Source organism: Haliscomenobacter sp. (assembly GCF_965225875.1).
Lineage (GTDB): Bacteria > Bacteroidota > Bacteroidia > Chitinophagales > Saprospiraceae > Haliscomenobacter.
In genome coordinates, this window is the sequence record NZ_CBDDBS010000003.1 from 194,447 (window position 1) to 221,335 (window position 26,889).

Sequence of the window (26,889 nt, forward strand, 5' to 3'; positions counted from 1 at the left end):
CCTCGATGGTTGCCGCCAAGCATGACCGTTGAGGGTTTTTTATTTTAGCCCAGGTGGTTTTTCCAGTACACACCTTGTCTTTGTCGCTTGAATAGGACCGGATTTTGCAGCAGCCTGGACACCGTGCGCGGGCTGATCTTCGCCACTTCGCCCATGTCTACAGCTACAGAGCGCTCGAACTCTTCAGGGAGGTTGGAGTACCATAGCTTTTGTATTTCCGGCAGGGTGTCAATAGGGGAGGATATGCGGCCAACTACCTTAAGCGAAGTGTGCCTGAAGTATTTGGCCAATCTGATAGCGCCCTGCATGGCTTCCTCACTGATGCGCATGCTTTCCAGTTCATCGATGGTAATGCCTGCGCTGTCAATCCAGCTGTCGTGGGTACGTTCAGCCCAATTCAGAAAGTGGAGGATACCCGCCAGGCGCAACACATGGCTATCGTATTTGGTCAATACGCTTTGTTCCACTTCATCATCGGAGTTGTTCACCGATTCAGCAATGGCGTTGTAGTAGTCTTGGTACAAGCGTTCAGCACCGCTGGATAGGGGAATCATCACCGGATCGAGCCGCCACTCGTCAAACTCGTCAGCGGGTGCCGTTTGGCGGCAGGGTAGGGCGTAGAGGGCTTTGATCATCTTGCTCCAAAACTCGCGGTAGCTGCCATCCACTTTGCGGTTGTTGTAGTTCTGTTTGGTGGTGGTGTCTGGATAGCTCCAGAGCATCCGAGCCAAAAAACCGTTGTGGGCCTTGTCGCCTTCTACGAACTTTTCCAAAATCTTGGGTTGGGTGCCACCGATCACCGCCACAAAGCTATTGTACACCATCAGTGGGCGCTCAGTCTTTTGGCGGTTGATTTTCACCATGCCGGAGTTATAATTCTCCAGCCAAAATTGTTCCTCGCTGCCTTTCTGCTTATACTGGTTCATGCTGTTTACCCATCCTGCTACCTCGTCACGGGTAACGATCACCCCGCGGGGGCTGGCCTGAAGTACCCGGTACACACTTTCGAGGGTGAAGTCATAAAGCACCAGTTCTTTGCCGGATGGTGGGGTAGGGTGTTCGCCATCTTTGCCTGCTTCCTGGGCTTGTTTCTTCCATTCGCGCAGTGCCTGGGCGTGTTGTTCGCGCATTTCGCGTTCAATGTCGATCAGTGGGCGAAGGATCGTACGGATTATGGGCGTTTTGCCCCTTCCTGGTTGATCCACAATTACCCCATAGATCAGGGGAGGGTGCCCAGTGCCCCGCTCTTCTACCCATGCGGCATTTCCGATCACTGCACCGGCAACGGTGAGGATACCCAACCCATAGTGCCCGGGATCGCTGCCAAAGGTCCAGCAGTAAGCATCCACCATTTCCTTCAATTTGGCCGGGAACACATCGAGCGGAAAGCTGGTAGTTACGTGCCCGCCTGCACTGGCCTTCAGTGCCGCTTTCATGCGGGTGATGTTGTTTTCGCGTTCGTTGCGCTTGTCTTTTAGCTGCTGATCCAGGGAGTTGAGCGAGTCTAAAGGCTTCGTCATGGGTCATAATCATTTACAGGTTCAATCAATAGAGTTCTGGCCAGGTGCGACGGCTGGCGGCAATGCGGTCATAGCGGGCACCTTCGCGGTCGTAGTGGCGTTGCTTGCTGAAGCTGGTGTGTCCGCTGTTGTCTACTTGCGCGGCTTGGTAGCCTTGCTGGTAGCCATTTTTAAAGGCGTTTTCTCGTTCAGCTTCTAATAGGGGTAGTAGGGCTTCAAGTGCCAGGATGTACCTTCTGATGGCCACCAGCTGGTTTACCTTGTCTTGGTAGTAAGCTTGGTTGGCGTTGGCTTTGGTAGCGTACTGATCCAGGTTGCTTTTTATGCTGCCTAAAGCAGTTTCTGCATCGTACTTGATTATTTCAATTTCGTGTGTCATGTGTGTAGGGATAAAAGGCAGAGCTGAATGATCAGCCCTGCGCCTGATATAATTATAATCCCATGAAAATCGCGGTAAACGAGCGGGCCACTTTGACCCGCTCGTAGCATTTTGGCTATGCCCTACGCCACCAAGGCATCCACACTATCGATACTGGCCACATTCTTGGCCTTTCGTTCGTGAAAAGTGGGTTGGTAGAGTTCCTTTCATTCCCATTCTCGAAAGCCTTACGCTTGCGCTGCTTTCTGGCTTTTGCTTCCCACACAAAAGCTGGTCATCCTCTCGCCAAAGTCAGTGCTTTTTCGCCTTAAAAGCACAAAAATCGGTTGATCTTTAGTTTTCAAGGAAAACAACGGGTCTTACCCCAAACCCCCAATCTTATCGGATCAATTACCGCCTGGATCAGTTACAGGTGTTTTGTGTCTCACTGCCATTGACGAATTCACCAAAAGGCTGCCCAGCACTAGGGCTCTAACATGGTTTCATCGAGCCAGGAGCGGGAATCGAACCCACTTCAACCGCTTACAAAGCGGCCCATCATCCATTAAATGTTTCCCCGGCAATTTGCCACTACCGTTTGCAGCGGCAATAAAGACTTGATCTCAAAAACAATTAATTATGCGTGGGGTAGGGGGGATCGAACCGCCTGAAGAGCCAAAACTAAACCCCAGCAAAAAAAGCTCTTCATTGCCATACCACCCCGGTTTGGGTTGGCGGTCCCCATCTTTTTGCACTCACAGGGAACCGCCAGGAAATACACCTAAAACCCAAATTATTCTTGTGTGGCTACCACATCCACGGTGTAGCCTTGCCTATGTTCCTCGTAGTATGCTTTGACCTCATCAATTCCTATGCGTTCGATGCCAATGCCCAATTTGAAGATCAGGTGCCAAAAGTCCGTGTTAGTTATTTTGGCCAGATCAGCTACTTGTTCAGCAGTGAATCGGGCATAATCGGCTTTGTTGGTGCGGTAGTATCTCCAAAAATCCCCATCGCTTAGTTTGCGGTACATCCAGCGTTCAGCAGCGGGCATATCTGATCCTTTGCCTGTGGTTGTAAGTTGTTTTGGTTTGATGGTTGTTGCCGTCATTTTTGTAAAGGTTTGATTGGTGGTGTATTGATTCCAAGTATCTTCAGTATCCAGGCCAGTTCATTCAAACGGGCTTGTAGTTGTGCACGATACCAGCGCAAAGCGGCGTCGTTTGTTTCGGCAAAATGGCCGGGTTTTGGTGTCGTCAGTAGCATTTTTTCGATGCCACTTAAGCGGGTAGTAATCATGTTGGTGATGCGGGTAGGGAGGTGTACCGTTGTCATTATGGAATAGTGTTGGTTACTTAGGTAGCCATTACAGGTTCACGGTTTTGCTGTTTCATCAGGAATAGCACTACCCGTGCGCTTAGTGTGTCGCGGCCCAAACTGAAATCATTCAGCAGGGAATAGGGTAGGGTGTTGAGCAGTTCGGCAAAAAACAATACCTCATCGAGGGATGCAGTCGATGGTATGCGAAAAATGTAATTCAGCCGCTTGTGGCTTTGGATTTGTCCAACTCCAACCAAGCTTTCCATTTGGTTGGCGGTGAGGTTGTTTAGTAAGTAGTCGTGAAATGTGCTCAGTGCCATAGTTTTAACTTTTTTTTCACACATAGCACTGGAAAGTCTGGACGCAAAGTGTTTACTTTGTGCCTAATGTATTTGACTTCGTGTCTTATGTGCTGTACTTCGAGTACAAAGTAATGTACTTTAATTTGAAAATTCAAGTGGTAGTTGAATTATTTTTCAACTACACTTACAATTTTTATTTAATAATGTTTTTAGGCAAGAATATCAAGTACTTAAGGAAAGCAAAGAAGTTGACGCAAAAAGACATTGCGGATGTGCTTGAGGTTACTCATCAAATGGTAAGCCATTATGAGAGTGGAAGCACAAGCCCTCAAATTGATGTCGTTCAAAAAATAGCGGACTTTTTAGAAGTTGAATTGAAGGATTTAATGTTCACCAACCTGGAGACAGGTGAAAAGACAGAGGGTAGGGTAGTAGAAAAGGACCGTGTGACCAGGTTATTGGAAAAGGAATTGGATAGGCTGGAGGCGTTGGAAAAGAAGATCAAAGCGAATAAAGAGGTGATGAATACGATCAGGAAGATTGATCCTGATTTGGCGAGGGATTTGGAAGGGTAGCGCGTTATGGGAATAGCGTTTTTCTTTGTTCAAAAAAAATGATCATGTTAGCACAAGCAGATTTTAGCAAAACAGTACTACGAATAGCCCATGTAGCCAAGCCTAAAACCCCACTAGAGCTAAAGGTGGAGCTCGTTATAAATCTGATCAAAGTTAGGATCAAAGAAATGAGCATAAAAGATGCAGCGGAAAGCTTGCGCCTTCATGTAGTGGATTTACGTCAAAGCATTATGTATTTTTTTGATGAAGAAGAGGTTACTGCTAAACAATATTCAGAAGGGTTAAATACCTACGTAGATAAAGCTCCTTTGGTAAGGCATAAGGCCCTGAAAGAAAGTACAAACGAAGTATTGATTGCTCATGAAAAAATTTTTATGGCCATCAGTAAAAAAATTGAATCAGAAATAGTTGTACAAAACATGGGAAATTCTGCATTTGAGCTACTTAATAATTACCCACAAGATGCTATTCAGCGCTGGATTAATTCATCAATTGACATTGAATTTTCGCTTATCGCAGCAGATTTATTGATGGATGGCGAACTATCGCTCAGTCGGTTTAAGATTACAGAATTAATCAAGTTCATGGAACAAAACATATGTATATACGGAGCATTCACGATATTTTTTAAACTATGGGAAACTGACTACGAAAAAGACCAATCCAGATTGACTAACAACATGCGAATACTTGCATCCAAGTACAGCTTCGATTACGGCAAAGACATCACCACATATTCCAAAGAAGAATTTTATAACTTTTTGCATAATTAGCATGAGGGCGATAAAATTAAGTGAACATGCGAAAAAGGGTCTAAAGCTATTGAGAAAGGAGAGCCCAAATCTTGCTGCAAAACTTTGGGATTTCATTTTGAATATCGACGATACACCATACGATGGATTGGGCCACCCAAAACCATTGCGCAATAATTTATCCGGTGCTTATTCCAGGGATTTGGATAAAAAACACAGATTGGTGTACCAGGTCACAGAAGACGAGATACAAATAATCAGCTGCTACGGGCATTATGATGACAAGTAATGGCCAAAAGTGTGGCACTTTTGGCCAAAATTATATTGTTATGGCTAAACGTGGCCAAAAGTGGCCAAACCGTCTAAGAAAGATAAATAAATAATAATCAAAGCTTTGTTTTATTATCTATGTCCATTTAGACACCATTTGGCCATAATTGTCATTTTTTTTTATCTTTTTGATTGTTTGTTATTGTAGTTCATTTTGTTTTATCTTCGGAACAAATACGAATAATAGAACAATTTGTTTTACTACTTTACAAACATCCTATGAAAACGAAAGGAATTTGGGCGCAACTGCGCGAAATAGCTACCAGTGAACCAGGTGATGAGGATGCAGAAACAGAAAAGGGCATGGCCATAGCGGCGTTGACAGCGGCTTATCGGTTTTTGCTCAAAAAAAGGAAAAGAAAGGGTAGGGTAGACAGCATAGACAAAAAAGCGGCGTCTACGTCGACAAATGACGGTTAAAAAAGATTGATAATGAAAGGAATAGGTTTTTGTGGGTACATTCCCTCCATCTCCGCTTAGCCGCTTCAAACCCTTGATTTTATTGGGTTTGAAGCGGTTTTTTTGTTTATATACCAGATTGATAGGAGCGACTCGAAAAGATCATAAAAACACCAGAGGCATTATCAGCGTTGAAAAGCTAGGCTTGAGTTGGCCAAAGAAAAGTAAACAACCATGAACACAAGCAAAGAGCAAAAAAAGTACCCAAAATTACTGCTGTATGGGTTAATTGCACTAGGGCTGATCCTTACCTTTTTTTACCTCAAACCAAACAAACCAATTCAGAACATTCATACACCAGAGGTCACTTGGGACACTACGAGCACCACTGCGCTCAAAAAAGCTTATGATGAGGAAGCCAAGCAGATAGAAGCAGAAAAAGCGGCCAAGGAGAAGGAAGAGCTGGCGGAATACATCGATTTTTTTGGCAAGAATTGGGAAACACTAATCTATACAACCCTCGTAAAAGGAGCAAGACGTGGTCTGGGAGGAATGAAAGGATTGGTCGTTGAAGTGAGCAATGATTCAAAACTAGTTGTAGATGAGGTTTTCCTGGATGTCTACTATATCCAGAGCAATGGAAACGTTTATAAAACGGAGCAGCTGAGGCTGGAAAGTTTTGATCCAGGTGAAAAAAAGCAAAAGGTAGCACCCGATAGTGAAAGAGGGCGGAGTGTTAAAATAAAGCTGGTTGGGGTGAAAACCGAGCATACTGGGTTTTTGACTAATAAAAATTAACTTTTATTTTATACCCCGAAAGGCTACCCTCATTTTTTAATTTCACCCCTACTTTTATACACCTCCACCTTAGTCCTGCCTCCAGTGATGCTGCAAGAGAAAACTAGCTCATCCTCAGCGGGCTGGTAGTCATATTCGACCTCTTTGCAATTTTTTCCATCGGTGCAGATGTAGCGAAACCAGTTATCGCTCACATTATCCGGCATACTTTCGAAAAGATAATAGCCCGTTACCAGGTTTTCATAAGCAGAGATGTCCATATTGATCTGTGTTAAGAATTAAAAGTGGCTAAAAATTGCTTTAAGTTAGTCTTTTTACGGTTCTGCCGTCCAATTCTGCTCACTTTTTCGGTGCATATCGTTACATTTACCTACCACAATCACCTGTAAAATCCTTGTGCCATGCGGACGATTTTTACCACCTTTTTTATCGTTTCAAGCCTTTGTTTTTGTGCGGCTCAAACAAAAATTAACGCCATCACGCACGTCAATGTGCTGCCGATGACATCGGAGGAGGTACTAAAAGACTATACTGTACTGCTTAAAGATGGTAAAGTGCTCAAAATGGGACCTTCCCACAAATTGAAAGTCAAAAAGAAGAATCAGGTAATCGACGGAACCGGCAAATACCTGATGCCCGGCTTGACCGAAATGCATGCACATATCCCAACGCCCGAAAATGGAGACGATACCTGGGTACGCCAGGTTCTGTTCCTTTATGTTGCCAATGGGGTGACTACCATTCGTGGGATGTTGGGAGATCCTTATCTTTTGACCCTACGGAAAAATGTAGAGAATGAACTGCTCATCGGCCCGCGCATTTTCACTTCCAGCCCCTCGATGAATGGCAATACCATCAAAACACCCCAGGAAGCCCGTGAAAAAGTGGTCCAGTACAAAAAGGACGGCTACGATTTTTTGAAGGTGCACCCGGGAGTGAAGCGGGAAGTGTTTGATACCATGGTCAAAATAGCTCAGAGCCTGAACTTGCCCTTTTCCGGCCATGTTCCGGTGGAAGTTGGCATACGGCATGCCCTGGCCTCCCGTTATGCCTCGGTAGACCACCTCGATGGATACCTGGAGGGAACGGTGGCTGCGGATATTTTGGCCCAAAACCCCAATGGCGGATTTTTTGGTTACACCTACGTCCCCAATGCGGATGAAAAGCTACTGGATGCCTTGGCTGCTGAAACCAAAAAGCAAGGCGTATGGGTGGTGCCTACCCAAAGTTTGTTCACCCGCTGGTTTTCTCCTACGGATGCCAATGCCTTGGCCAATGAACCCGAGATGCAGTATATGCCTTCTAAAACCTTGTTCCAATGGCGCCAAAACAAAAGCAACCTGACCGGAGGGAATTACAGTGAAGTCTTGTGGCAGCGCTTCATTTTGTTCCGCCACAAAATCCTGCAAAGTTTGTACAAAGCCGATGTTGACCTGTTGTTGGGATCGGATGCGCCCCAGGTATTCAATGTACCCGGCTTTTCTTTGCGGCACGAAATGAAAAGTTTGGCAGCTGCCAATTTATCACCTTATGTCATTTTGCGGAGTGGAACGGCCAACCCGGCGCGTTTTTTTGGAAAAAGTGGGGCGTTTGGAACCATCGTTCCAGGGGCTTCGGCTGATTTTATTTTGCTGGAAGCCAATCCATTGGAAAATGTGGGCAACACCTCGAAACAAGTTGGAGTGATGTTGAGGGGAAAATGGTTGTCGAAGGAATTTATTGAAGCAGAATTGGAAAAAATTGCCGAGAAGAATAAATAATAAGAAAGGATCACAAGGTGAAGCTTTGGATTGGGGCAAAACAAGTGTTCATTTTTCTTGAGTCAAAAATGAACACTTATTTTTTTATCGCCCCTTATGCGAACTTCATCTTGTAATCCACCTTTACTTTGCCTTTGCGGATGTTCTCCAGGCGACCGCGGATCATCGCTTTTTTTACTGGTTTCAGGTATTCCAGGAACAGGATACCTTCGGTATGGTCGTATTCGTGTTGGATGACACGGGCATTGATGCCGTTGAAAGTTTCGGTATGTTCTACAAAATTTTCGTCCATGTAGCGGAGGGTAAGGGTGTCCAGGCGATCAACATCCCCCCGAATGTCGGGAATGCTCAGGCAACCTTCTTCATAAGCCCAGATTTTCCCTTTTTCTTCCACCTTTTGCGCGTTGATAAACACTTTTTTAAAACCGACTACGTCTTTGCCTTTTTCTTCCAACTGAACGGTGTCGATGACAAAAAGACGGATGGCACGGCCAACCTGGGGAGCGGCCAGGCCCACCCCTTCGGCATGGTACATGGTTTCCCACATATTCGCAATAAATTGACTCAACTCAGGGTAGTCAGGAGTTATTTCTTCGGCTTTTTTGCGCAAAACGGGATGCCCATAGGCATAAATGGGTAACAACATGGTATTACAAAAATTTGGGTTGAGAAGTTGAGAAGTTGAGGAGTTGAGAATATGTTGCTCCCGTATTTGCTGCGGTAGCTTTAACTTCTCAACTTCTCAACTCCTCAACTTCAAGAATATTTGTATTTTTCAAGGTATTCCTGCAAAATAATGATGGCGCTGACTTTATCGATCAGCCCCTTGTCGCGCCGTTTTTGGCGGCCTGGCACACTCTGAAGGATGGAACGGCTTGCGTCTTTGGACGTAAAGCGTTCGTCTCGCAGAATAACCGTTTTTTCAGGAAAAAGGTTGCCCAATTGTTTTACAAAACCCATCACCAAATGATGAATTTGGGCCGGGCTGTCGTCCAGATTTTTGGGTTCGCCCACCACAAATGATTCCACCTCTTCCTCCTGACAGTATTGGCGTAGAAAGTCCAGCAATTTTGCAGTAGGGACCGTATCCAAACCTGTTGCAATGATTTGCAGTGGATCACTTACCGCGATGCCTGTACGTTTTGTCCCGTAATCGATTGCCATTATTCTTGCCAAGAGCACACATTTAGAGCATTAAAGAAATAACTTTCTAATGCTTGGGCGGCAAAGATAGGTAGGATTTAAGAAAAAAAAAAGTTGTCAGGTCTGAGCACCTTTTCCGGGCTTGCTCCTGACAACCGTTCCCCTTTATTTACTAGAACGCTGTTAAAAAAAACAAAAAAACAAAACATATAACAGAGATGCAAATTTTTGGAAAAATAATTTAGAAATAAATGCGTTGCCATAGCGTTTCAGTAGCTTTACTGCCTCAAAGCTGACTTAACATTATGTTTGAATTTCATCAGGACAAACGCACGTATTTTGACTACCAGTATCGTACCGCAAAGGAATACATTTTGCCCTACGTACGCCAACACCACGCCTTAACTGCAGGTGCAAAGGTGTTGGAAATCGGGTGTGGCGAAGCGGGTGTACTCAAGGCTTTTTTAGAAGAAAATTGCCACTGTGTAGGCATTGAATTGCACGAAAGCCGCATAGAAACGGCCAAGTCCTTCATGCCAGAACCCGTTGCGAGTGGGCAACTCCAACTTATTGCCCGCAACATTTACGACATTGACCCGGAAAAAGAGCTGGATTTTCGCTTTGATTTGATCATCCTTAAAGATGTGATTGAGCACATCCCGGACCAGGATCGCTTCATGCACTTTTTGCAAGCTTTTTTAGCCCCGGGTGGGGTTGTTTTTTTTGCTTTTCCACCCTGGTACATGCCCTTTGGCGGGCACCAGCAAATTTGCCGCAACAAATGGTTGTCAAAATTACCCTACTACCATCTTTTACCTACGCCACTCTACCATCAGGTTTTGCGTTGGGGCGGTGAATCGGCACAAACGATTCAGGAATTGCAGGAAATCAAAGACACTGGAATTTCTATTGAACGTTTTGAACAAATTTTACACAAACGAAACTACGCGGTACTGCAGCGCAAGATTTTTTTGATCAATCCAATTTATCAATTCAAATTTGGCTGGGCGCCGCGCACCCAAAATGCCATTTTGAGCAATTTACCTTATGTGCGTGATTTTTTGTCAACAGCCGTTTATTTTTTGGTGACTAAAAAACAACTATGAATCATACTGTGCCCTATTTGCTCGAAGGAGTAGTCCAGCACTACGCTTGGGGAGGCTTCCATTACATCCCTGATTTATTGAACCAATCTAATCCTGAACAAGAGCCTTGCGCCGAATTGTGGCTGGGGGCACACCCCCGCGGCATGGCTAAGGTAAAACGAAATGGGGAAGCAGTCCAGCCCTTACAAAGCCTGATTGAACAAAATCCGGAGGGAATTTTGGGGCAGGCTACTGCTCAGCGTTTTGCCAATCAAATTCCTTATTTGTTAAAAATCCTGGATGTAGACAAAATGCTCTCCATTCAGGCTCACCCCAACAAAGCTGAAGCCGAGCGTGGTTTTGCGGCAGAAAATGCGGCGGGTATTCCCCTCAGTGCTTTCAACCGCAATTTTAAAGACGACAACCACAAGCCCGAAATGATGACGGCTTTGACGGATTTTTGGTTGCTGCACGGCTTTGCTGCGCTGGACAAGATTCAGCAAAACCTACAGCAAACCCCGGAGTTGCAAAGTTTGTCGGCCTATTTCGACGGCCAATCCATTCGACCCTTGTATGCTTTTGTCATGGGCATGCCCCAAGCGGAGATTGATGACTTGTTGGAACCATTGGCAGCGCGACTTCTGCCTTTACTGGCTGCCGATCAATTGCCCAAGGCATCAGCGGATTATTGGGCGGCAAGGGCTTTGCGTGACTTTAGGATTCCACAGGGTCGTTACGATCGTGGGGTTATTTCCATTTACCTGATGAATGTGGTCAATGTGCAGCCTGGGCAGGGGATTTTTCAGGATGCTGGAGTGTTGCACGCCTACCTGGAAGGAGTCAACGTAGAATTGATGGCCAATTCAGACAATGTTTTTCGTGGAGGCCTCACCGATAAATATGTGGATGCGGATACCTTGATTCAGCACCTTTCTTTTGAGCCGATTGAACCGAAAGTCTTTTCCGGAGAGGCAATCAGTGATACCCTAATTCAGTTTAAAACTCCTGCGCCGGATTTTGAATTGAGTTTGATTCGATTGAGTGCTGGCAAAAAACACACCCAGGTTTCTGCTGCTGGCCCGGAAATTTTGTTGGTATTGAAAGGAGAAGTGCTAGTCAATGACAATTTGCAGGTTAGCAAAGGGCAAAGTTTATTTTTTCCTGCTGGGAGCCATTATATTTTGAGTGGAAATGCCGAAATTTACAAAGCAGGCATGCCCTAAATTACCTTTATGAGAAAACTCACATTATTGGCCGCACTCATGCTGGTATTAGGCATTGGTAAGGCCCAAAAGGTTTACGAATCGTTTGACGACTTTGCACCACTCCTGGCGCAAACCCAGAACGATACAACCTATGTGATCAATTTTTGGGCCACCTGGTGTGCCCCTTGTGTGAAGGAATTGCCTTATTTTGAAAAGCTACATCAAGCAGCTGCTACGCAAAAAATAAGGGTTATTCTGGTCAGTTTGGATTTTCGTAAAGATTTGGAAACCAAACTGAAACCTTTTTTGGAACAAAGACAATTTTCTGCTTCCGTCGCAGCGTTAGTAGACAGCAGGCAAAACCAGTGGATCGATAAAGTGGACCCCAGTTGGAGTGGGGCTGTACCTGCTACCCTGGTGTATCGAGGACGTCAAAGGCAGTTTAAAGAGGGGGAATTTGAAAATTTTGAGGATTTACAGCAGTTTGTACTTCATTTTTTTGACCCTAAAAACTGATTCCTGCGTCATAATGCTAATTTAGATGTACTCAAAATATGAAACTCGACTGCGATGAAAACAAAAACAGGTTTTGGAATTGGCTTCTTTGCCAGTGTTTTTTTCCTCCTGACTATTTTCTCATTTGGGCAAACTAATCCCGGCCTGAAAGTAGGGGACATTGCCCCCGATTTTCAGTTAAAAAGCACTTCCGGTAAGTTGGTTTCCTTGAAAGACTACAAAAATGTAAAGGGGTACATAGTTGTATTTACCTGCAATACCTGCCCTTACGCACAGGCTTACGAACAACGCATCATCGATCTACACAATAAAATGGCACCAATGGGTTGGCCAGTGGTGGCCATCATGCCCAACAACCCCAGCGTACAACCAGGGGATGGCTTTGACAAAATGGTGGAACGCGCCAAGGAGAAAAAATACCCTTTTGAATACGTGCTGGACGAGGGCCAAAAAGTCTTCCCAGTATATGGTGCTGTACGTACGCCCCACGTCTTTTTGCTGGACAAAGACCGCAAGGTCCGCTACATCGGTGGTGTAGATGACAACAGCGAAGACGAAACCCTGATCACTCGCCGCTATGTGGAAGAAGCCATTGCTGCAGTGGAAAAAGGAGGGGAACCTGAACCGAATTTGACCAAAGCGGTGGGCTGTATGATTAAAGTGAAAAAATAAAGCTTGGTTTTAGTATTTGGCCTGTGTCTGGATTTGTGCTAGTTTTGTGGTGCGATTCAAACACAGGCCAAGTCGTTGTACAGCATGGACTCCATCAGTTTAAACAAATACATCTCGGATACGGGAATCTGCTCACGCCGGGAAGCAGACAAATTTATAGAAACCGGACGGGTACTGCTCAATGGGGTAGTGGCCATCAAAGGCAATCGGGTAGAGGAGGGGGACGAAGTTTTACTCGATGGGAAACCTCTCCGCAAGAATCCCAAACGCATCTACATCGCTTTCCATAAGCCGCGTGGCCTCACTTGTACGACCGACCTGCGCGACAAGACCAACGTCATCAGTTACATCAACCACCCACAACGGATTTTTCCGATCGGCCGTCTCGATAAAGACTCCGAAGGTCTGATCTTTTTAACCAATGATGGCGATATCGTCAACAAAATCCTGCGCTCCCGCAATGGCCACGAAAAGGAATACATTGTAGTGGTGGACAAAGAGCTGGCACCTGATTTTGTAAAGAGAATGAGCAATGGCATCCCCATTTTGGGCACTACCACCAAAAAATGTATGGTGGAGAAAAAAGGCCGCGCCATTTTTAGAATTATCCTGACCCAGGGCTTGAACCGCCAAATCCGGCGCATGTGCGAATACTTGGGCTACGATGTAGTCAAGCTGAAACGTACCCGGATTATGTCTATCAAATTAGACGACCTGGCCCCAGGGAAGTGGCGGTATTTCAGCGAAGCGGAGATGCAAGAGATTGAGACCTTGTTGGAGGAAAGTACGAATAATTATGAGTGAAAAGTGAAAAGTTGGCATAAACATAAACCCCAAGGAATATGCGTGTTATTATTCTCGTCCTAAGCGCTTTATTCCCATTATTTCTGTTCAGTCAAAATATAGAATTTGCCATTTTTAGTAGAGATACCCTGCATTTTTGGGCGGACGCCCCTGGTAATGAATTTTTTAGCATGCTTAAATCAGTTGCCAAAAGTGACCCCCATTGGCCAGTGATTACACCTATCAAATACTATTCCAGTAGCAATTGGCCACATTGCTGGACTTTGACTAGAAATGGGCGATTGGTCACAATGAACGTATCCGAGCGAACCAGAGAGGCAAAATTTGTCATGTATCAAACCATGCTGTTGCCTCAAGATGCCAAAAGGCTTGCTCTGGAAGATTCTTTATTTTTTGAAAAAATCAAGAGAGACGAAAAATTGCAGCGGTCATTTGCTGCGCTTTACCTCCAATCCAGAAACATCCAAGCAGAGCCCTTATTTGAGGTTAAACCTTTGTCCGATTGGAGCTTTTTGTGTAAATACCACCCTTGGATGGAAGATTCCAGCCACCCTCAAATTAAGGCCAGTTATCAATTTATTCACCAGAATCCTCCTGTCGATGTCGATTTTCACCTGAATGAATCAACGCAAGAATACCATTTTTACCTGCATACGGCCAGAAGTTTGATGATTTGGAAGTGGAAGTACCCTCAACTTTACACCGATGAAAAAAGTGAGAAAAATTGGCAGATTGAGCGTTTTTATGGTTTGGACAAGCAAGTTTTTTTACCACTACCCGGCATTGCGTTGGGCAATCCAATTTTACCAAAGGCTGCTCGATTTTCACCTCAATCCATAGTGGATACGGCCTTTTTCAGAGGCCATAATCATGTCGTTTGGCAGGGGAAACACAGCTGGTTGGTCAATACCAATCATGGCGCAATTTATTACCTGGCCAAGAATAGGGTAGTGAAAGTCGCTCAAATAGAATATTTTAAGGATTACCCAGCTATTTTTTTAGGAAAGAGACTTTTTATAGAAGACCGTGATAAGGGTGAACTTTTGTTTTTTAATAACATCACTCATCTTGTTCCGGACTTGCCTCTGTTCAAGCATCGTTGTTTGTTGGATGAAAGGGAGTTGCGGCAGACTTTTGGTGCTTTGAGCACTTATTCTTCAATAGATCCAAAGCCATTAAACGAAATTATAAATTTGGGCAAACAGGTTAAAGCTGGGAACCTTGAGCGTCTGGTGCAATTAGAGGAACAAATTACTTGTTTGCAAAGGCAAAACAATCATGCGGCAGTGATCGATATTGTTCGTGAATTGACCTTAATAGGGGGAAAAGAATTGACCCATTTGATTATTGATAAAATACTCATGAGCGATTATAAACTAAGCTCAGTTGACTATGAGGAAAGTGATTTTTTATTGGGTTTTTCAGCTTTGTGCGAACTGATCCTTGATTGGCGAGATGATCCTGTTCTGGTCGGAGGTTTTTTTGATGATACCAAAGATGAAGAGACTATCAAAAAAAGGGTAAGAGAATGGATCTTAAAAAATAGAAACTTCCTTCGGATAAAGGAATAAACAATCATTCAGAGATGTAGAGACGCAAGATCTTGCGTCTCTACATCCTCGGATTACATCATCTTAATTGCCCGTACGAAAAAGGTCAGTACAAAAGGCAGTGCCAGCCAGAACCACTCGTCGGCAACAGCAAAGAGGATGATCATTGCTACCAAAGAGATCAAAAAGAGCAACCAGTCTTTGGTTGTGGAGGTATTTGTAGCTTCTTCCATTTTTCAATGTTTTAATATGCGAGGCGAAGGTAAAAAAAGCTTCTTAAACTCGCATCATCACACCCCCACTTCTTGCACACATTCATTCCCACACCTAATAAGTGTTGGTAGGGGGGGCAAAAAACGGCGCCATGTCCTTCTCCTTAAAACTGCTCATAAAGCTCAGCATAGCCTGATTGATGGCTTCGTTGGCCGGTTTTTTGCGGTTCCAGATTTTGCGGATGTCGTTAAAACGGTCGGTTACACCTTGGGTAAGGCGTGGATCGAGCGCATCGGCGCGCATTTTGAGGTCGAGTAATTCGGCATGAAGGCCATGTTTGTACACAATGGCGTCCTGAGTACCCTGATGCGCAGGTTGCGTAAGCCCTTTTTCCCAATCGTTGATTTTGGCGATGATGTCGCGGGCTGTCCCGACCATTTCGCTGTGTTCGCTGGAATTTTCGTACAATTCCAGAAGTCCACTCAACCAATTGCGCCATTCCCTGCGGTTGCTGATGGTCCGATGCATTTCACGGATGACGTTTTCCATTTCCTCCAATTTCAGGCTTTGGAGGGCGTAATCCTCAGCTGTACCTACAATTTTGGGATTGGCCATCACCATCGCCTTGGCTATCACGGTATCCTTGGCGCTGTACAATACGATGGAGTATTCACCAGGAGGAACCATACTGCCCCGGAGGTCACCCATGATGAAAAGCTCGGGAATCCCCGGCAACATATTGCGCCGCAAATCCCAAACCAGTCGATTCAGTCCTTTTTGATGTGGAAGATTGGGTTGCCCCAACGCCGCATTGGTTTGTTCGTGCATAACATCCACCCAACTGGTGTATTTGCGCATCACCATGCCCTGGGGATTGCGGATTTCCAGGCTCAGGCTGTCGATTTCTTCAGGCAAAATAAAACTGATGGTCATACCCTCAGCGGAGTTGCCCACACTAGAAGCCAGGGTGGGGTCGTCTTGTTGCTCCCCCGCAAAACGGTATGCAGTTTTAGGCGGGCAAAGGGCAATGCCTGTTTTGCCCATGATGGTTTGGTTGTAGTGAAAACAAGCCAAATCGTCGAGTACCCAAATTCCACGCCCTGCGGTAGAGGCAATCAAATCATTGTCATGGATTTGGAGGTCGGTAATGGCACAAACCGGCATGTTGAGCTGGAAAGGATGCCAATGTTCGCCGCCATTGATGGAAATGAAAAAACTCGATTCGGTACCTGCGTACAACAAATCTTTTTGCTTGGGGTCTTCACGAACTACCCGCACAAAATCATTGATGCCAAATCCAGATGTGATCTGTGTCCAATTGCGGCCATTGTCTGTGCTGCGGTAAACATAGGGTTTGCGGTCTCCAAAACGATACCGACACGCAACGATGTAAACAGTATTGGGATCGTGTGGAGATACTTCGATGGAATTGATCAAGCCTTCGGGCAAGTTTTTGGGGGTACGGTCTTCCCATGATTTTCCATCATTGCGTGTAAAATGTACCCGGCCGTCGTCGGTGCCTACCCAAATTACGCCCTCTTTATGTGGTGAAGGAGCAATGTAACTGATGGTATTGTAGTTTTCGGCACCAGCCCCCTCGTTCAAAAACGGGCCACCGCCTTCCGTCTGGTGAGTAGTATCGTTGCGGGTTAGATCGGGGCTGATCTCAGTCCAGCTGAGGCCTCCATTTTCGGTTCTGAGCAGCAACTGTGCCCCGTGGTACAGGACCTTGGGGTTTTGCGGAGAAACGACCAATGGTGCATTCCAATTGAACCGGTATTTTAAATCACGGGGGCGGGTAGCCAGCGCGATTTCGGGATAGGCCATGATGTCTTTGCTGGTCTCAGTGGCACGATGCCAGGCACTGACGTTGCCCTGGTAATTGGTGCCATAGATCCATTCAGGATGATTGGGATCAAGTGCCAAAAACGCACTTTCACCACCGGCTACCTGATACCAATTGTTGCCCAATACTTCCGAGCCGCTTACCCGACTCGGGATACCCATAGCTCCATAATCCTGTTGGGCGGTATAAATATGGTAAGGAAAGCCATTGTCGCAGGTAACTCGATAGAACTGACCAGTAGCCTGATTGTTTTGTGATGTCCAGGATTTACCGCCATTGAAGGAAATACAAGCTCCACCATCGTTGGCCAGGATCATGGCTTGGGGATTGCTTGGATTGATCCACAGATCGTGTTGATCGGCGTGTGGGCTTGGCAGGCTAGTAAAGGTTTTGCCCCCGTCCATCGACTTGAGCAAGGGAATATTGAGTACGTAAAGAAGGTCTTGATTTTTAGGGTCAGCTACTATTTTGTTGAAATACCAGGCTCTGGCATAGGTTTGACGGTCGTTGCTGGTTTGCTGCCAGGAGTTACCGCCATCTTCCGAGCGAAAAATCCCTCCATTGTTCGCTTCAACCACTGCATACAAACGATCTGAATTGCTGGGGGCAACACAAATTCCAATTTTGCCCATATTTTCTGGCAACCCTTTTTCCAATTTTTTCCAACTTTCGCCGGCGTCAGTTGATTTATACAGTCCGGAACCCTTACCTCCGCTACGTACGTACCAGGGGCTGCGTTGATGGTCCCACATCGAAGCATACAAAACACGTGGATTTTGGGGGTCGATGACCAGATCAGCAGCACCCGTACTGGCGTTGACGGATAAAATGTTTCGCCAGGTTTTCCCACCATCCGAGGATTGGTACACGCCTCGTTCTTTACTGTCTTTGTACAAGGCACCTTGCACAGCTACGTACACCAAATCGGGATTATTAGGATGGATACAAATGTCGGCAATGTGTTCCGATTGTACCAGGCCGGTATGTTCCCAGGTTTTTCCACCATCAACAGACTTGTAAACGCCATCACCAGTGGAGGTCATTACTCCTCTCACGGCGTGTTCGCCCATGCCGACGTACAATACGTTGGGGTCGGAGGGGGCAATGGCAATGGCACCTACTGATCCACTTTGGAAAAAACCGTCCGATATATTGAACCAACTCCAGCCTGCGTCTTCGGTTTTCCAAAGACCACCACCAGTTGAGCCAAAATAATAGACCATTGGATTGTTAGGAAGCCCTACAGCAACAACACTGCGCCCACCCTGGTAAGGGCCGATACTGCGCCATTTGAGCGCTTGATAAAAAGCGGCATGAAAAGGGCGGTTTAGACCCCCTAAGCCTTGGTACTTGTTTTGAGCCGACGCAACTTGGGAATAAAGTACAACGTATACTATTGCGATGCCGGCTACGAGCAATTTTCTCATAGTTGTCGCTTTGCCTTCCCTGTTCATGGGGGTAATGAGTCAAGGTTTATTACAGTGTGAAAAAATTAGGTTTCGGGAACAAATAACCCTGAACAGATACGATTTGTATTAGCTTGAACGATAAATAAGTACAGTTGCCTAGAGGGGAATAAAAAAACAATTGTCAAAAGTAGGTAAAGTTTTACAAAAAACCTAGCATTCAACTCCATGAAAAGCAATATTTTGATGAGTTGCCATTATTTAACGGTAGTTTTTAGGGCGCAAACGGAAATGGTGTTTTGTGGGAATTTTTTAGATGTGAACTGGAAATGAACTTGTAGCACCAAAGTTTACGTCTGGTTTTATATACGTAAAACTTAGATTTTTGATACACGAATGGATCATTTATTTTTGTTGAGGGGCGAAAAAAAAATAAGTGTTCATTTTGCCAAAGGATTAGATGAGTAAAACGGTTCATTTCAAGTGTCTCATCTAATCCTTTGGCTCAAGAAAAATGAACACTTATTTTTGCCCCACTACTAATGTTTTTCTCATTGCTGACAATATGACTAAACACTTCCTTTTTCTGATCTGCTGCTTTGGATTGACCAGTTTGCCAGCTCAATCCAGATTGGACATTTTGCTGAATCAAGACCCCGTTTTTGCATCGGCAATGGACAGTTTGAACGCTGGAAGCCCACACGCCGCCATAACGATGCTGAATCAGGCCAAAGCACAATTCAAAGCGGAAGAAAAATGGGGCAAATATGCAGGTTCTCAGTTGGTTTTAGGTAAAATTTATTTTGAACAACAACTATTGGATAGTGCCTTGCTGGTTTTACAAGAAGCCCTTGCAGTAGGGCGGCGGGTAGGCAATGAGCGACTTGCTGCAAATACGGAGGAAGGTATCGCCAGGGTATACATGGCCAAACGTGAATACCCCCAAGCCATGCAACATTACCGCAGTTTTGCCTCATGGTGTTTGGTAGGAGGTATCCCTAAAGCCAAGGTGGAAACCTGTTTGCAGATGATTCAAATTTATTCCCGAACCATTGAACCGGATAGTATTCGTCGCTACCTACGTTTGGGGCATGGTTTTGCCAAAGGCCACAATTTTCCCGTTTTACAATACAAACTCAATCAATTGGCAGGTATTGGCTGGAACAATTGGGGCCGACCTGACTCTGCATTGTATTTTTTTCGGAAAAGTTTGGCCCTACTAGAGCAATTTCCCCGAGACGGTAAAGAAACCAATGTCTACCTGAATATTGCGCATGTTTTTTTGGACAATCACAACCCCAAAAGGGCCAGGAAATACCTTGATTTGGCGAGACTGTCGGCGAAAGAAAGCAGTCGGCCCTTTTTTAAGGCCATGATTTTGTATTACGAAGGCTTAACCTTGATGGCAGAGAGAAAAGAGGCTGAGGCAATACCCATGTTGGAAAAGGCTCTAAAAGCCTTTAAAAAATTGCCGAAACCCGAAAAGCACCATTTGATGCAGGCCCGTACGCTCAAAGCTTTGGCCGAAGCCCATCATGAGTTAGGCGAAGATGAAAAAGCATTGGAACTCATTCGAGCGTCTAAATCATTGAATGTTAGAGTTTTTAAGCGTTATAACGACATGCAAAGCGAGTTGATGGAGGCTGCCATTTTGAGTGAGCAGGATGCAATTAGTGCCTCTGACGAATTGTTGATGGAAAACCTGATTTGGGCCAAAAAATCTGCCAACCTCAATTACCAAATCAAGGTATATGAAACCCTGGCTGCCAATGCGCGGAAAAGCAACAACCTGGAAAAGGCCATGGATTATCAGGATATAGTCAATGATTTGAGAGAAAAAGCAGACCCCCTTCAACAGGCCAGCCTGCTCAGCAATACAGAAATAGAAAAAGAGGAAAAATCTGTTCAGCATTTGGCGGATTCAAACATGGACAAAACCAAACGTTTACAACGGACTCAAATCCGGGCGGCAATTTTAGTAGGAATCTTATTGCTACTTACCCTTGCTTCAATTTGGTTTTACCGACACAAACGCAAACAAGCAGCACAGTTGGCCTTGGAAAAACAACAAGTCGAAGCGTCACTGCAAGAAAAGGAACTGTTGCTCAAAGAAATCCACCACCGCGTGAAAAACAACATGCAAGTGATCTCTTCCTTGCTCAATTTACAATCAAAAGGAGTGCAAGACCCCGTGGCGCTCAAAGTAATGCGTGATGGTCGGGATCGGGTGCGCTCCATGGCTCTGATTCACCAAACTTTGTATCAAAACAATGATTTCAGCAACGTAGCCACCGCCGACTACTTCCACAAACTGGCCGAAAACCTCTTTCATACCTATAATATCGATCAGCAGCGAGTGCAACTGGTATCCCAAATTCAACCCCTGAAGTTCAATGTCGACATCATGATTGCCCTGGGGCTCATCCTTAACGAATTGATTAGCAATACCCTAAAATACGCCTTTCCCGATGAGCAAGCAGGTGAGGTGCGGATATCCCTGTCCGCTGATGCCGATCAGGTGGAGCTTAAGGTGGAGGACAATGGTATTGGTTTTCCAAGTAATTTTGCACCAGATACCTCACGTTCTATCGGCTTTTCCCTGATTCACGCTTTTACCCAAAAACTGGGTGGTTCACTGCAACTGAACAATGCGGAACGAGGAGCCAGGGCCAGTCTGATTTTTCCAATCAATAATGCTATTTTAGCGGCATGAGTAAGTTTTCCGTTTTAATTGTAGAAGATGAACCAATGATTGCGCACGACCTGGAAGCTGCGCTCAACAACCTGGATTATTCCGTTTGTGGAATCGCCTACAATCCCACCATGGCCCTGGATAAACTGGCCCAACGCCAGGCCGATCTGGTCATTCTGGATGTACACCTGGGCAGCGGGCTGGCCGATGGCATTTCGATCGGGCAAGTCATCCACGACAAATACCACCTGCCTTTTATCTATCTGACTTCTTTCACTGACCGCGCCACCCTGGATCGCGCCAAACAAACTTACCCCATGGCCTATTTGGTCAAACCCTTTGAAGAAGATGAACTTTTCCGCACCCTCGAAATCGCCCTGCATACCTACAGTCGCCTCAATCCAAGCACCAGCAGCGACCTGCAACGTTTCAATGCCCAACTCAGTGACCCATTAAGCACCAAAGAAATGGAAGTATTGGCCGATTTACTGGCCTGTATGACCAATCGGCAAATTGCGGAAAAACATTTTTTGAGTGTGAATACGATTGGCACCCACGTGAAGAATATTTTTGGAAAATGTGGGGTGAATGGAAGGATGGAGTTGATGAAGCGGGTAGGGGAAAGTGAAAAGTGAAAAATAATGAAGGACTCTCAAAGGCCAAAGTCTTTGACAATCCTTCATTATTTTTCACTTTTCACTTACTTCGTCACCTTCACATTATCCAATCTAAACGTCGTCGTATTCGTCGTCTTGTCTCCCTTGTGCTGGAAACCAATATAAATCGTCCCACTATACCCACTTACGTCGATATTGCCCGATTGTACCCAATCGTAGTTGGCATCTGCGGAGCTAGGCATTTTGTAGGTCAGTTTTTTCCAGGTCGCTTTGTCGATATTTGTGCCATCGAAGTCGTTGGAAATGTAAACGGTCAAACCATCATGCTTGTAAAAAGCCTGGGCGCTTTCAAAGCTTAGCGTTTTGGCATCAGCCGCCTTGATGCCCGGGGTGATCAGCCACATTTCATTTTCGGTATCGGTGCTTTGGAAAGCGGTCGCTTCCGCAAAGAAGTTGCCAGAGAAAGACTTGGTCAACCAGGTACGGGTGCCCGTCACCGATTTGTTCACCCAGCCTGTCACTTTTACGGCTTGGTTAGCCGTACCACTGCTGAAGGATTCATCCAGCAAGTTGTTGGTGCTGGTGCCACCACCGCCGCCAGTTACCACGATGTCGTTCAGGTTGCGGGGAGTAATTTGAGCAGTATTGAACTGGGAAACGATGCCTACCAAATCCAGGTTTTTGCCCACGGGTAGTGCTGAGCCAGAAAAAGTAGCCTGGCTGCGGGTGAATACCACCACCTGGCCCGTAGAATCCGTCAAGGTTTTGGAACCGCTGTAGGTCCCACTGGCGCTAAAGCTGCCTTTCACTATTTTCACTAGCGTAGATTCCCATTTTTCCAAATTGGCCACCACCTGGGCCGCACTCGCTATCCTGGGAGTGGGCAATTGCCCGGCGCCATTGAGTTTGGCGAGGTTGTTGTCCACATTGTTGATTTGGAGCAGGCCATTAAAAGCGGAAAGTTCCTGGCCGGATACGGTGACTTCAATTTCCTGACCCAGGTTAAAGCTGTGTTCGTTTTTAAAACGCACCACAATACCTGCATCCCCTTGTTGGATGATGGCGTTGCGTGGGTCGGTATTGCCAGCCCCTTTGTCGGAAATGACGACCCCTTTGATTTTGCGATCAGCGGGCGCACTGGTAGTTGTGCCTTTAAACAGGTCGCGCAAATCGGCAATGCTCATCAACTGGCCACCACCGCCGGTACCCGCTCCACCACAACGTACGCCAGTCATAGCGGCATCCCTAGGGTCGCGGATGATCAATTGTTTGGTGCTGCCGAACACGGTGTATATGGCGGTTAGGGAACCTTTTTTACCCGGCGTTTTATCCTTGGCAAAATCGGCATATCCGCTGCTGCGTACAATGATGGTACCCCCGTTGCAATCCTGCAAATTGCGGTTGACCGAAAACAGTTTCACGGCGTCTGCCCAGGTTTGGTTGGTGTCCGCTGGAGCAAATTCCACGTTTTCCAGCTTGATCAGGGTATTGATGTGGGTTTGATTCAGGTCTTTGATACCCAGTACGGTTGGTGTAACGGTTTGGTCTTTGGCCGTTACCAGAACGTGTTGAGGAATCAACAAGTCCTCAATGGCATCGGTCACACTGCCGTTCAACTGGTGCACACCGTTGTAATCACCGATGTAGAGGTTTTTACACTTCACCGCCACCTTTGCGCCAATTGGGAAGGTGTTGTACAATCCACTGGCGTTCATACGCACCGAGATCCCTCCGGTGCCATCCTGGATGACGATGTTTTCAAAAAAGTTACCCGAGCGGTCGTCGGCTACCACGATGCCTTCGATGATCAGGTCTTCCGTGATTTTGGAAGCCGTGGCACCAATGACGTGTTTCTTTTTGAGCACATCGATGGTGGTGTTGCCTTTCAATTGGGGAAGGTCCGTAACCGGTGGCTCGTCAAACATTTGATCCACACAACTCACCATACCAATGGCCAGCAATGCAGTTAGGGCTATCAGGAATGAAAACTTTTTCATGTTCAAAAATATAAAGGTTGAGAGATATTGAATTTGGGTTGAGGAGTTGAGGGGTTGAGGAGTTTAGGCTACCGCGAGAAATTTTGACAAAGTCCTTGTCCAAGTCGCTCGCGGTAGCCTAAACTCCTCAACATCTTAACTTCTCAACTTTTACAGGCGCAAGGCTAAACTCACAAAGTAGTTGCGGCCATAGCTGTAGAAATAGTTGCTGGGAAAACGGTTGATATCCTTGGTCTCATAATCGAAGCGGTATTGTTCAAAACCACCCGTGATGAAGTCCTTTTTGTCCAGGATATTGTTTACGCCCACGTTCAGGTACAAGTAGATGTCACGGATTTTCCAGGATTTTCCACCAAACAAGTCCAGGGTGTATGCCGCTGGCGCCTTCTCTTGTTCGATGATGCTTTTCCAAAGCGGCGAACCGGGCTCAACCACCTGATTCGAAAACTCTGGCGTCGCCACATAGGATACCGCTGTAACCGTACGTCGATCGGGGTTAAAATCCAGGTAAATGTCGTCGAAGTAGTTGAAGTTGATGTTGGCAAACCAAAACTTCGGCGAATTGTAGCTGACGCCAATGGTACCTGCCGTTTGGGGCATATTGGGCACATAGAAGTTTTTGATGTAGGCTACGTCTTCGCGCAGTTTGGAAGCCAGGTTGTCCAGGTACACCCCGATGGTAGGGCGGGAAGTGTAGATGTATTGACCTGCGGCCAACGCTGTGCTGGCTTTCCAACCCGGTGAAAAGGCCCATTCCAGGCCAAACTCGATCCCGGCGTGCTGGGTATTGATGCCTGACATGGTATAGTTGACAAAACCACCCGAGGCGGTACCATCGTCTTCGATCAGAGCATTATCCAGGTAGAAATTGTTGATGCGGTTCTGGTTTTTGATTTGGGTGTAATACCCGACCAAACGCCCCTTGAGGTAGGGTGAGCGCAACAAATAACCACCTTCAATACTGGTAATGTTTTCCGTACTCAAGCCTGGCAAAACCTGATCACGCGTCCGTGGGGACACATAGGCGTTGCGCACCTGCGGGGCTTGCACCATGTAAGCCGCGTTGAGCATGAAGTAGTTGCGGCCATCGGCTTTGAAGGTCAGGCCAGCTTTAGCCGCGTATTCCAGGAAACTCTGTTTAGGTGCTTCTCCGCCGGAATTTTCCGGGAATTTACCATTGGTAACATTGCCTTTGCGCCAGAAGGTCGTATTGCCCAAAGAACCACTTACAAACAGATCCAGTTTGGGCAAATAAAACTCCATCTGCGCCCAGGAGTTGTAGCGGCGGTGTTCATTGGTGTAGTCCCAACCAAATTTGTCTCCTGCTTTCAAGATGCGGTTGGGGGTATTGATGTCGTTTTGGATAAAAGAGCCACCCCCGGTGGTATCAATAAATTCGGCGAACTTGTCGATGTCGAGGTAAAAGTCGCCACCGAGTAGGTCATTGATGGTTTTGAAGTTGTGGTTGCTTTGCTGCTGGTAACTGACCCCGCCAGAAACCTTGGCCAACTCGCTGATGGTGCTTTCAATGTTGGAATTGAAAGACAAGAGGCTGCGGTCGAAGCGACGCTCTTCAATCACGTATTGGGAGCGTTTGCCAGTAACGGAGTTGCCAGGGATACCGTTGGCATTGTTGACAGTGAGGGTGTTGCCCCGATTGGCATTGTACAAATAGGCCCAATCGATTTGTCGCAGAGCTTCGTTTTCCCTTAGCAGGGTTTCTACTTCGCCAGCCTGATCACTCTGGATATAGCTGGGCAAGCGGCGGTAGTAGTTGGGACGTGGGTCACGGGCCTGGTACCAATCCAGAGCGGTAGTACCGTTGCGTCCGGTTTGGTAACCGATTGCGGTAGTCAGGCGAGTTTTTTCCTGGATTTGCCAGTCATGGCGCAAGACAGCCAATGGCTGATGGGTGTTTTGCACCCGAGCATTGCGTTTTTCCCCTTCCTGGTAACCCCAAAAAGAGTTGTAATAGTTGCTGCCTGCCAGGTCGTACATTTCTTTGGTAGCAGGGGCGCTGCGGCCTCTTTTTACGGGTGAACCCAGGGCAGTGAAACTGAGGAAATGGTTGTCGTTCAGCTTTTTTTCGACCCCAATAAAATAGGCATTGGCGTCGTAAAAAGTACCATCGATGTACCCTTCCTGCGCCCAACGACGGGAAGCGGACACCGTAAATGCCCAGCCACTCGCGGTTAAGCCCGTGCTATAAGTGGCCATCACCCGGTTCCGGTAAGCGCGGTTGGACGCCGCGTAGGATACCCGCAACTGTGGGCGGTGGTGTGAAGCCCGCACATCCAGAGCGGTAATACCACCCAAGCCGCCAAAACCGTTGGCATTAGGGGCCAGACCTACGGAAGCAGTTCGGCTGCGCACAACATCGTTGAGGCCGCTCCAGAGGTTCCAACCCGGGAAACCCGTTTCCACGTCGTTGATGGGAATGCCGTTGAAAAACAGTTCGTTGTGCTGGCCATCGTAACCGCGCATTCGGAAATTGGTAAAACTGAACTGGAAAGAGGCGGCACTGACAAAAACGTCGTTGGAAGCGGTCAACAGACCGGATACGTTTTGGTCGCCGTCGCTGTCCAGGTCGTTTTCGCTGAGGGTAACGACGGGCACAAACTCTTCAGCGGAAAGGGCATCAGTACCTTCACGGCTTTCCAATTTGACTGTGCCCAGGTTGACCCGATTGCGGCCTTGAGGCTGTACGGTGATTTGTTTTTCCTGGAAACCAGATTTAAAGACCGTAATGACCAGTTCGTTGGACTGGCCGATGTTGGCTTTAAAATCCACAAAACCTTCAGCATTGCTAAAAAAGGTCAGGGTAGGGAGGCGGATTTCTACGCCGGAAAGTCCTTTGCCCGTTTGTGCATCCAGAATTTGTCCGTTGACTTGTACTTCTTGAGCGAATGCTCCGAGTGGGAAGAACAACAGCAATAACAAGCGGATGAAACCACGCTTGGTAGCTTTGTGCATGTGAGTGTATTTTTAACTTTTATTTTACCGGTTAAAGCTCGGATTTCCACAATTGT

The 26,889-nt window shown here is 46.4% G+C and carries 26 protein-coding genes and 1 tRNA gene; 14 read left to right on the plus strand and 13 right to left on the minus strand.

The window, feature by feature from the left end; translation table 11 throughout:
* Nucleotides 1–44 precede the first annotated feature (44 nt).
* The 6 genes from ACO08K_RS21345 to ACO08K_RS21370 form a co-directional block, all read right to left on the minus strand.
* Nucleotides 45–1,520: a DUF3987 domain-containing protein gene (locus ACO08K_RS21345; RefSeq protein WP_421798498.1), complete on the minus strand. Its 1,476-nt coding sequence runs from the start codon at nucleotides 1,518–1,520 to the stop codon at nucleotides 45–47.
* Nucleotides 1,521–1,545: 25 nt separating this feature from the next.
* Nucleotides 1,546–1,899 carry a hypothetical protein gene (locus tag ACO08K_RS21350; RefSeq protein WP_421798499.1) on the minus strand — a complete coding sequence of 118 codons (354 nt, stop codon included), beginning with the start codon at nucleotides 1,897–1,899 and terminating at the stop codon, nucleotides 1,546–1,548.
* Between the two features lie 488 nt (nucleotides 1,900–2,387).
* A tRNA-Thr gene (locus tag ACO08K_RS21355) sits at nucleotides 2,388–2,460 on the minus strand.
* Between the two features lie 211 nt (nucleotides 2,461–2,671).
* Nucleotides 2,672–2,989: a hypothetical protein gene (locus ACO08K_RS21360; protein ID WP_421798500.1), complete on the minus strand. Its 318-nt coding sequence runs from the start codon at nucleotides 2,987–2,989 to the stop codon at nucleotides 2,672–2,674.
* A complete protein-coding gene (locus ACO08K_RS21365; protein WP_421798501.1) occupies nucleotides 2,986–3,213 on the minus strand; it encodes a hypothetical protein in 228 nt (75 codons plus the stop codon). Before ACO08K_RS21365 ends, ACO08K_RS21360 begins: the two co-directional genes overlap by 4 nt.
* Nucleotides 3,214–3,233: 20 nt before the next feature.
* Nucleotides 3,234–3,518: a hypothetical protein gene (locus ACO08K_RS21370; protein ID WP_421798502.1), complete on the minus strand. Its 285-nt coding sequence runs from the start codon at nucleotides 3,516–3,518 to the stop codon at nucleotides 3,234–3,236.
* 59 nt (nucleotides 3,519–3,577) lie between these two features.
* Between ACO08K_RS21370 and ACO08K_RS21375 the strand changes: the two genes are divergently transcribed.
* The 5 genes from ACO08K_RS21375 to ACO08K_RS21395 all read left to right on the plus strand — a co-directional run bounded on the left by ACO08K_RS21375 (nucleotide 3,578) and on the right by ACO08K_RS21395 (nucleotide 6,354).
* Nucleotides 3,578–4,075: a helix-turn-helix domain-containing protein gene (locus ACO08K_RS21375; RefSeq protein WP_421798503.1), complete on the plus strand. Its 498-nt coding sequence runs from the start codon at nucleotides 3,578–3,580 to the stop codon at nucleotides 4,073–4,075.
* Between the two features lie 44 nt (nucleotides 4,076–4,119).
* Complete coding sequence (locus ACO08K_RS21380) at nucleotides 4,120–4,848, plus strand: hypothetical protein (RefSeq protein ID WP_421798504.1); 729 nt, start codon at nucleotides 4,120–4,122, stop codon at nucleotides 4,846–4,848.
* A gap of 1 nt (nucleotide 4,849) precedes the next feature.
* Entirely contained in the window at nucleotides 4,850–5,116 is a 267-nt protein-coding gene (locus ACO08K_RS21385; protein ID WP_421798505.1) for a Txe/YoeB family addiction module toxin, read from the plus strand.
* Nucleotides 5,117–5,376: 260 nt separating this feature from the next.
* Nucleotides 5,377–5,577, plus strand: a complete 201-nt coding sequence (locus ACO08K_RS21390) for a hypothetical protein (RefSeq protein WP_421798506.1) — start codon at nucleotides 5,377–5,379, stop codon at nucleotides 5,575–5,577.
* Nucleotides 5,578–5,790: 213 nt separating this feature from the next.
* On the plus strand, nucleotides 5,791–6,354 hold the full coding sequence (locus ACO08K_RS21395) for a hypothetical protein (RefSeq protein WP_421798507.1): 564 nt from the start codon (nucleotides 5,791–5,793) through the stop codon (nucleotides 6,352–6,354).
* A gap of 29 nt (nucleotides 6,355–6,383) precedes the next feature.
* Here ACO08K_RS21395 and ACO08K_RS21400 read toward each other — a convergent pair whose 3' ends face one another.
* Nucleotides 6,384–6,614: a hypothetical protein gene (locus ACO08K_RS21400; protein ID WP_421798508.1), complete on the minus strand. Its 231-nt coding sequence runs from the start codon at nucleotides 6,612–6,614 to the stop codon at nucleotides 6,384–6,386.
* 141 nt (nucleotides 6,615–6,755) lie between these two features.
* On the opposite strand from ACO08K_RS21400, the gene ACO08K_RS21405 reads away from it, so the two are divergent.
* Nucleotides 6,756–8,114 (plus strand): amidohydrolase family protein, encoded by a 1,359-nt coding sequence (locus ACO08K_RS21405; RefSeq protein WP_421798509.1) that lies wholly within the window; start codon nucleotides 6,756–6,758, stop codon nucleotides 8,112–8,114.
* Nucleotides 8,115–8,208: 94 nt separating this feature from the next.
* Here the strand turns inward: ACO08K_RS21405 and def are convergent, their stop codons facing one another.
* Both def and ruvX read right to left on the minus strand, forming a co-directional pair.
* The gene (gene def / locus ACO08K_RS21410; RefSeq protein ID WP_421798510.1) at nucleotides 8,209–8,760 is read right to left on the minus strand and encodes a peptide deformylase; all 552 of its coding nucleotides are present in this window, start codon (nucleotides 8,758–8,760) and stop codon (nucleotides 8,209–8,211) included.
* Nucleotides 8,761–8,870: 110 nt separating this feature from the next.
* Nucleotides 8,871–9,290 (minus strand): Holliday junction resolvase RuvX, encoded by a 420-nt coding sequence (ruvX, locus tag ACO08K_RS21415; RefSeq protein ID WP_421798511.1) that lies wholly within the window; start codon nucleotides 9,288–9,290, stop codon nucleotides 8,871–8,873.
* Nucleotides 9,291–9,562: 272 nt separating this feature from the next.
* Here ruvX and ACO08K_RS21420 point away from each other — a divergent pair, with 272 nt between their 5' ends.
* From ACO08K_RS21420 to ACO08K_RS21445, 6 genes are all read left to right on the plus strand, one after another.
* Nucleotides 9,563–10,363, plus strand: coding sequence for a class I SAM-dependent methyltransferase (locus tag ACO08K_RS21420; protein ID WP_421798512.1), 801 nt, complete (start codon nucleotides 9,563–9,565; stop codon nucleotides 10,361–10,363).
* Nucleotides 10,360–11,565 (plus strand): mannose-6-phosphate isomerase, class I, encoded by a 1,206-nt coding sequence (manA, locus tag ACO08K_RS21425; RefSeq protein ID WP_421798513.1) that lies wholly within the window; start codon nucleotides 10,360–10,362, stop codon nucleotides 11,563–11,565. The genes ACO08K_RS21420 and manA overlap by 4 nt, the downstream gene beginning before the upstream one ends.
* Nucleotides 11,566–11,574: 9 nt before the next feature.
* The gene (locus tag ACO08K_RS21430; protein WP_421798514.1) at nucleotides 11,575–12,063 is read left to right on the plus strand and encodes a TlpA disulfide reductase family protein; all 489 of its coding nucleotides are present in this window, start codon (nucleotides 11,575–11,577) and stop codon (nucleotides 12,061–12,063) included.
* A 54-nt stretch (nucleotides 12,064–12,117) separates the two neighbouring features.
* Complete coding sequence (locus ACO08K_RS21435) at nucleotides 12,118–12,735, plus strand: thioredoxin family protein (RefSeq protein ID WP_421798515.1); 618 nt, start codon at nucleotides 12,118–12,120, stop codon at nucleotides 12,733–12,735.
* A gap of 84 nt (nucleotides 12,736–12,819) precedes the next feature.
* The gene (locus ACO08K_RS21440; RefSeq protein WP_421798516.1) at nucleotides 12,820–13,539 is read left to right on the plus strand and encodes a pseudouridine synthase; all 720 of its coding nucleotides are present in this window, start codon (nucleotides 12,820–12,822) and stop codon (nucleotides 13,537–13,539) included.
* 38 nt (nucleotides 13,540–13,577) lie between these two features.
* Complete coding sequence (locus tag ACO08K_RS21445; RefSeq protein WP_421798517.1) at nucleotides 13,578–15,110, plus strand: hypothetical protein; 1,533 nt, start codon at nucleotides 13,578–13,580, stop codon at nucleotides 15,108–15,110.
* Between the two features lie 53 nt (nucleotides 15,111–15,163).
* Here ACO08K_RS21445 and ACO08K_RS21450 read toward each other — a convergent pair whose 3' ends face one another.
* Nucleotides 15,164–15,322 carry a hypothetical protein gene (locus tag ACO08K_RS21450; protein WP_421798518.1) on the minus strand — a complete coding sequence of 53 codons (159 nt, stop codon included), beginning with the start codon at nucleotides 15,320–15,322 and terminating at the stop codon, nucleotides 15,164–15,166.
* Nucleotides 15,323–15,416: 94 nt separating this feature from the next.
* A complete protein-coding gene (locus tag ACO08K_RS21455) occupies nucleotides 15,417–18,575 on the minus strand; it encodes a WD40/YVTN/BNR-like repeat-containing protein (RefSeq protein WP_421798519.1) in 3,159 nt (1,052 codons plus the stop codon).
* A 544-nt stretch (nucleotides 18,576–19,119) separates the two neighbouring features.
* Here ACO08K_RS21455 and ACO08K_RS21460 point away from each other — a divergent pair.
* Both ACO08K_RS21460 and ACO08K_RS21465 read left to right on the plus strand, forming a co-directional pair.
* A complete protein-coding gene (locus ACO08K_RS21460) occupies nucleotides 19,120–21,267 on the plus strand; it encodes a sensor histidine kinase (protein ID WP_421798520.1) in 2,148 nt (715 codons plus the stop codon).
* The gene (locus ACO08K_RS21465; protein WP_421798521.1) at nucleotides 21,264–21,881 is read left to right on the plus strand and encodes a response regulator transcription factor; all 618 of its coding nucleotides are present in this window, start codon (nucleotides 21,264–21,266) and stop codon (nucleotides 21,879–21,881) included. The genes ACO08K_RS21460 and ACO08K_RS21465 overlap by 4 nt, the downstream gene beginning before the upstream one ends.
* Before the next feature lie 65 nt (nucleotides 21,882–21,946).
* On the opposite strand, the gene ACO08K_RS21470 is transcribed toward ACO08K_RS21465, so the two are convergent.
* Together ACO08K_RS21470 and ACO08K_RS21475 are read right to left on the minus strand one after the other, a co-directional pair.
* The gene (locus tag ACO08K_RS21470; protein WP_421798522.1) at nucleotides 21,947–23,860 is read right to left on the minus strand and encodes a DUF5689 domain-containing protein; all 1,914 of its coding nucleotides are present in this window, start codon (nucleotides 23,858–23,860) and stop codon (nucleotides 21,947–21,949) included.
* A gap of 150 nt (nucleotides 23,861–24,010) precedes the next feature.
* Nucleotides 24,011–26,833: a TonB-dependent receptor plug domain-containing protein gene (locus ACO08K_RS21475; protein ID WP_421798523.1), complete on the minus strand. Its 2,823-nt coding sequence runs from the start codon at nucleotides 26,831–26,833 to the stop codon at nucleotides 24,011–24,013.
* Nucleotides 26,834–26,889: the final 56 nt, after the last annotated feature.

What these genes read in the sequence shown, in the direction of transcription:
- ACO08K_RS21345 (WP_421798498.1), bottom strand. Translation starts at nt 1,520, where the DNA reads ATGACGAAGCCTTTAGACTCGCTCAACTCCCTGGATCAGCAGCTAAAA.
- ACO08K_RS21350 (WP_421798499.1), bottom strand. Translation starts at nt 1,899, where the DNA reads ATGACACACGAAATTGAAATAATCAAGTACGATGCAGAAACTGCTTTA.
- ACO08K_RS21360 (WP_421798500.1), bottom strand. Translation starts at nt 2,989, where the DNA reads ATGACGGCAACAACCATCAAACCAAAACAACTTACAACCACAGGCAAA.
- ACO08K_RS21365 (WP_421798501.1), bottom strand. Translation starts at nt 3,213, where the DNA reads ATGACAACGGTACACCTCCCTACCCGCATCACCAACATGATTACTACC.
- ACO08K_RS21370 (WP_421798502.1), bottom strand. Translation starts at nt 3,518, where the DNA reads ATGGCACTGAGCACATTTCACGACTACTTACTAAACAACCTCACCGCC.
- ACO08K_RS21380 (WP_421798504.1), top strand. Translation starts at nt 4,120, where the DNA reads ATGTTAGCACAAGCAGATTTTAGCAAAACAGTACTACGAATAGCCCAT.
- ACO08K_RS21385 (WP_421798505.1), top strand. Translation starts at nt 4,850, where the DNA reads ATGAGGGCGATAAAATTAAGTGAACATGCGAAAAAGGGTCTAAAGCTA.
- ACO08K_RS21390 (WP_421798506.1), top strand. Translation starts at nt 5,377, where the DNA reads ATGAAAACGAAAGGAATTTGGGCGCAACTGCGCGAAATAGCTACCAGT.
- ACO08K_RS21395 (WP_421798507.1), top strand. Translation starts at nt 5,791, where the DNA reads ATGAACACAAGCAAAGAGCAAAAAAAGTACCCAAAATTACTGCTGTAT.
- ACO08K_RS21400 (WP_421798508.1), bottom strand. Translation starts at nt 6,614, where the DNA reads ATGGACATCTCTGCTTATGAAAACCTGGTAACGGGCTATTATCTTTTC.
- ACO08K_RS21405 (WP_421798509.1), top strand. Translation starts at nt 6,756, where the DNA reads ATGCGGACGATTTTTACCACCTTTTTTATCGTTTCAAGCCTTTGTTTT.
- def (WP_421798510.1), bottom strand. Translation starts at nt 8,760, where the DNA reads ATGTTGTTACCCATTTATGCCTATGGGCATCCCGTTTTGCGCAAAAAA.
- ACO08K_RS21420 (WP_421798512.1), top strand. Translation starts at nt 9,563, where the DNA reads ATGTTTGAATTTCATCAGGACAAACGCACGTATTTTGACTACCAGTAT.
- manA (WP_421798513.1), top strand. Translation starts at nt 10,360, where the DNA reads ATGAATCATACTGTGCCCTATTTGCTCGAAGGAGTAGTCCAGCACTAC.
- ACO08K_RS21430 (WP_421798514.1), top strand. Translation starts at nt 11,575, where the DNA reads ATGAGAAAACTCACATTATTGGCCGCACTCATGCTGGTATTAGGCATT.
- ACO08K_RS21435 (WP_421798515.1), top strand. Translation starts at nt 12,118, where the DNA reads ATGAAAACAAAAACAGGTTTTGGAATTGGCTTCTTTGCCAGTGTTTTT.
- ACO08K_RS21440 (WP_421798516.1), top strand. Translation starts at nt 12,820, where the DNA reads ATGGACTCCATCAGTTTAAACAAATACATCTCGGATACGGGAATCTGC.
- ACO08K_RS21445 (WP_421798517.1), top strand. Translation starts at nt 13,578, where the DNA reads ATGCGTGTTATTATTCTCGTCCTAAGCGCTTTATTCCCATTATTTCTG.
- ACO08K_RS21450 (WP_421798518.1), bottom strand. Translation starts at nt 15,322, where the DNA reads ATGGAAGAAGCTACAAATACCTCCACAACCAAAGACTGGTTGCTCTTT.
- ACO08K_RS21455 (WP_421798519.1), bottom strand. Translation starts at nt 18,575, where the DNA reads ATGAGAAAATTGCTCGTAGCCGGCATCGCAATAGTATACGTTGTACTT.
- ACO08K_RS21460 (WP_421798520.1), top strand. Translation starts at nt 19,120, where the DNA reads ATGACTAAACACTTCCTTTTTCTGATCTGCTGCTTTGGATTGACCAGT.
- ACO08K_RS21465 (WP_421798521.1), top strand. Translation starts at nt 21,264, where the DNA reads ATGAGTAAGTTTTCCGTTTTAATTGTAGAAGATGAACCAATGATTGCG.
- ACO08K_RS21470 (WP_421798522.1), bottom strand. Translation starts at nt 23,860, where the DNA reads ATGAAAAAGTTTTCATTCCTGATAGCCCTAACTGCATTGCTGGCCATT.
- ACO08K_RS21475 (WP_421798523.1), bottom strand. Translation starts at nt 26,833, where the DNA reads ATGCACAAAGCTACCAAGCGTGGTTTCATCCGCTTGTTATTGCTGTTG.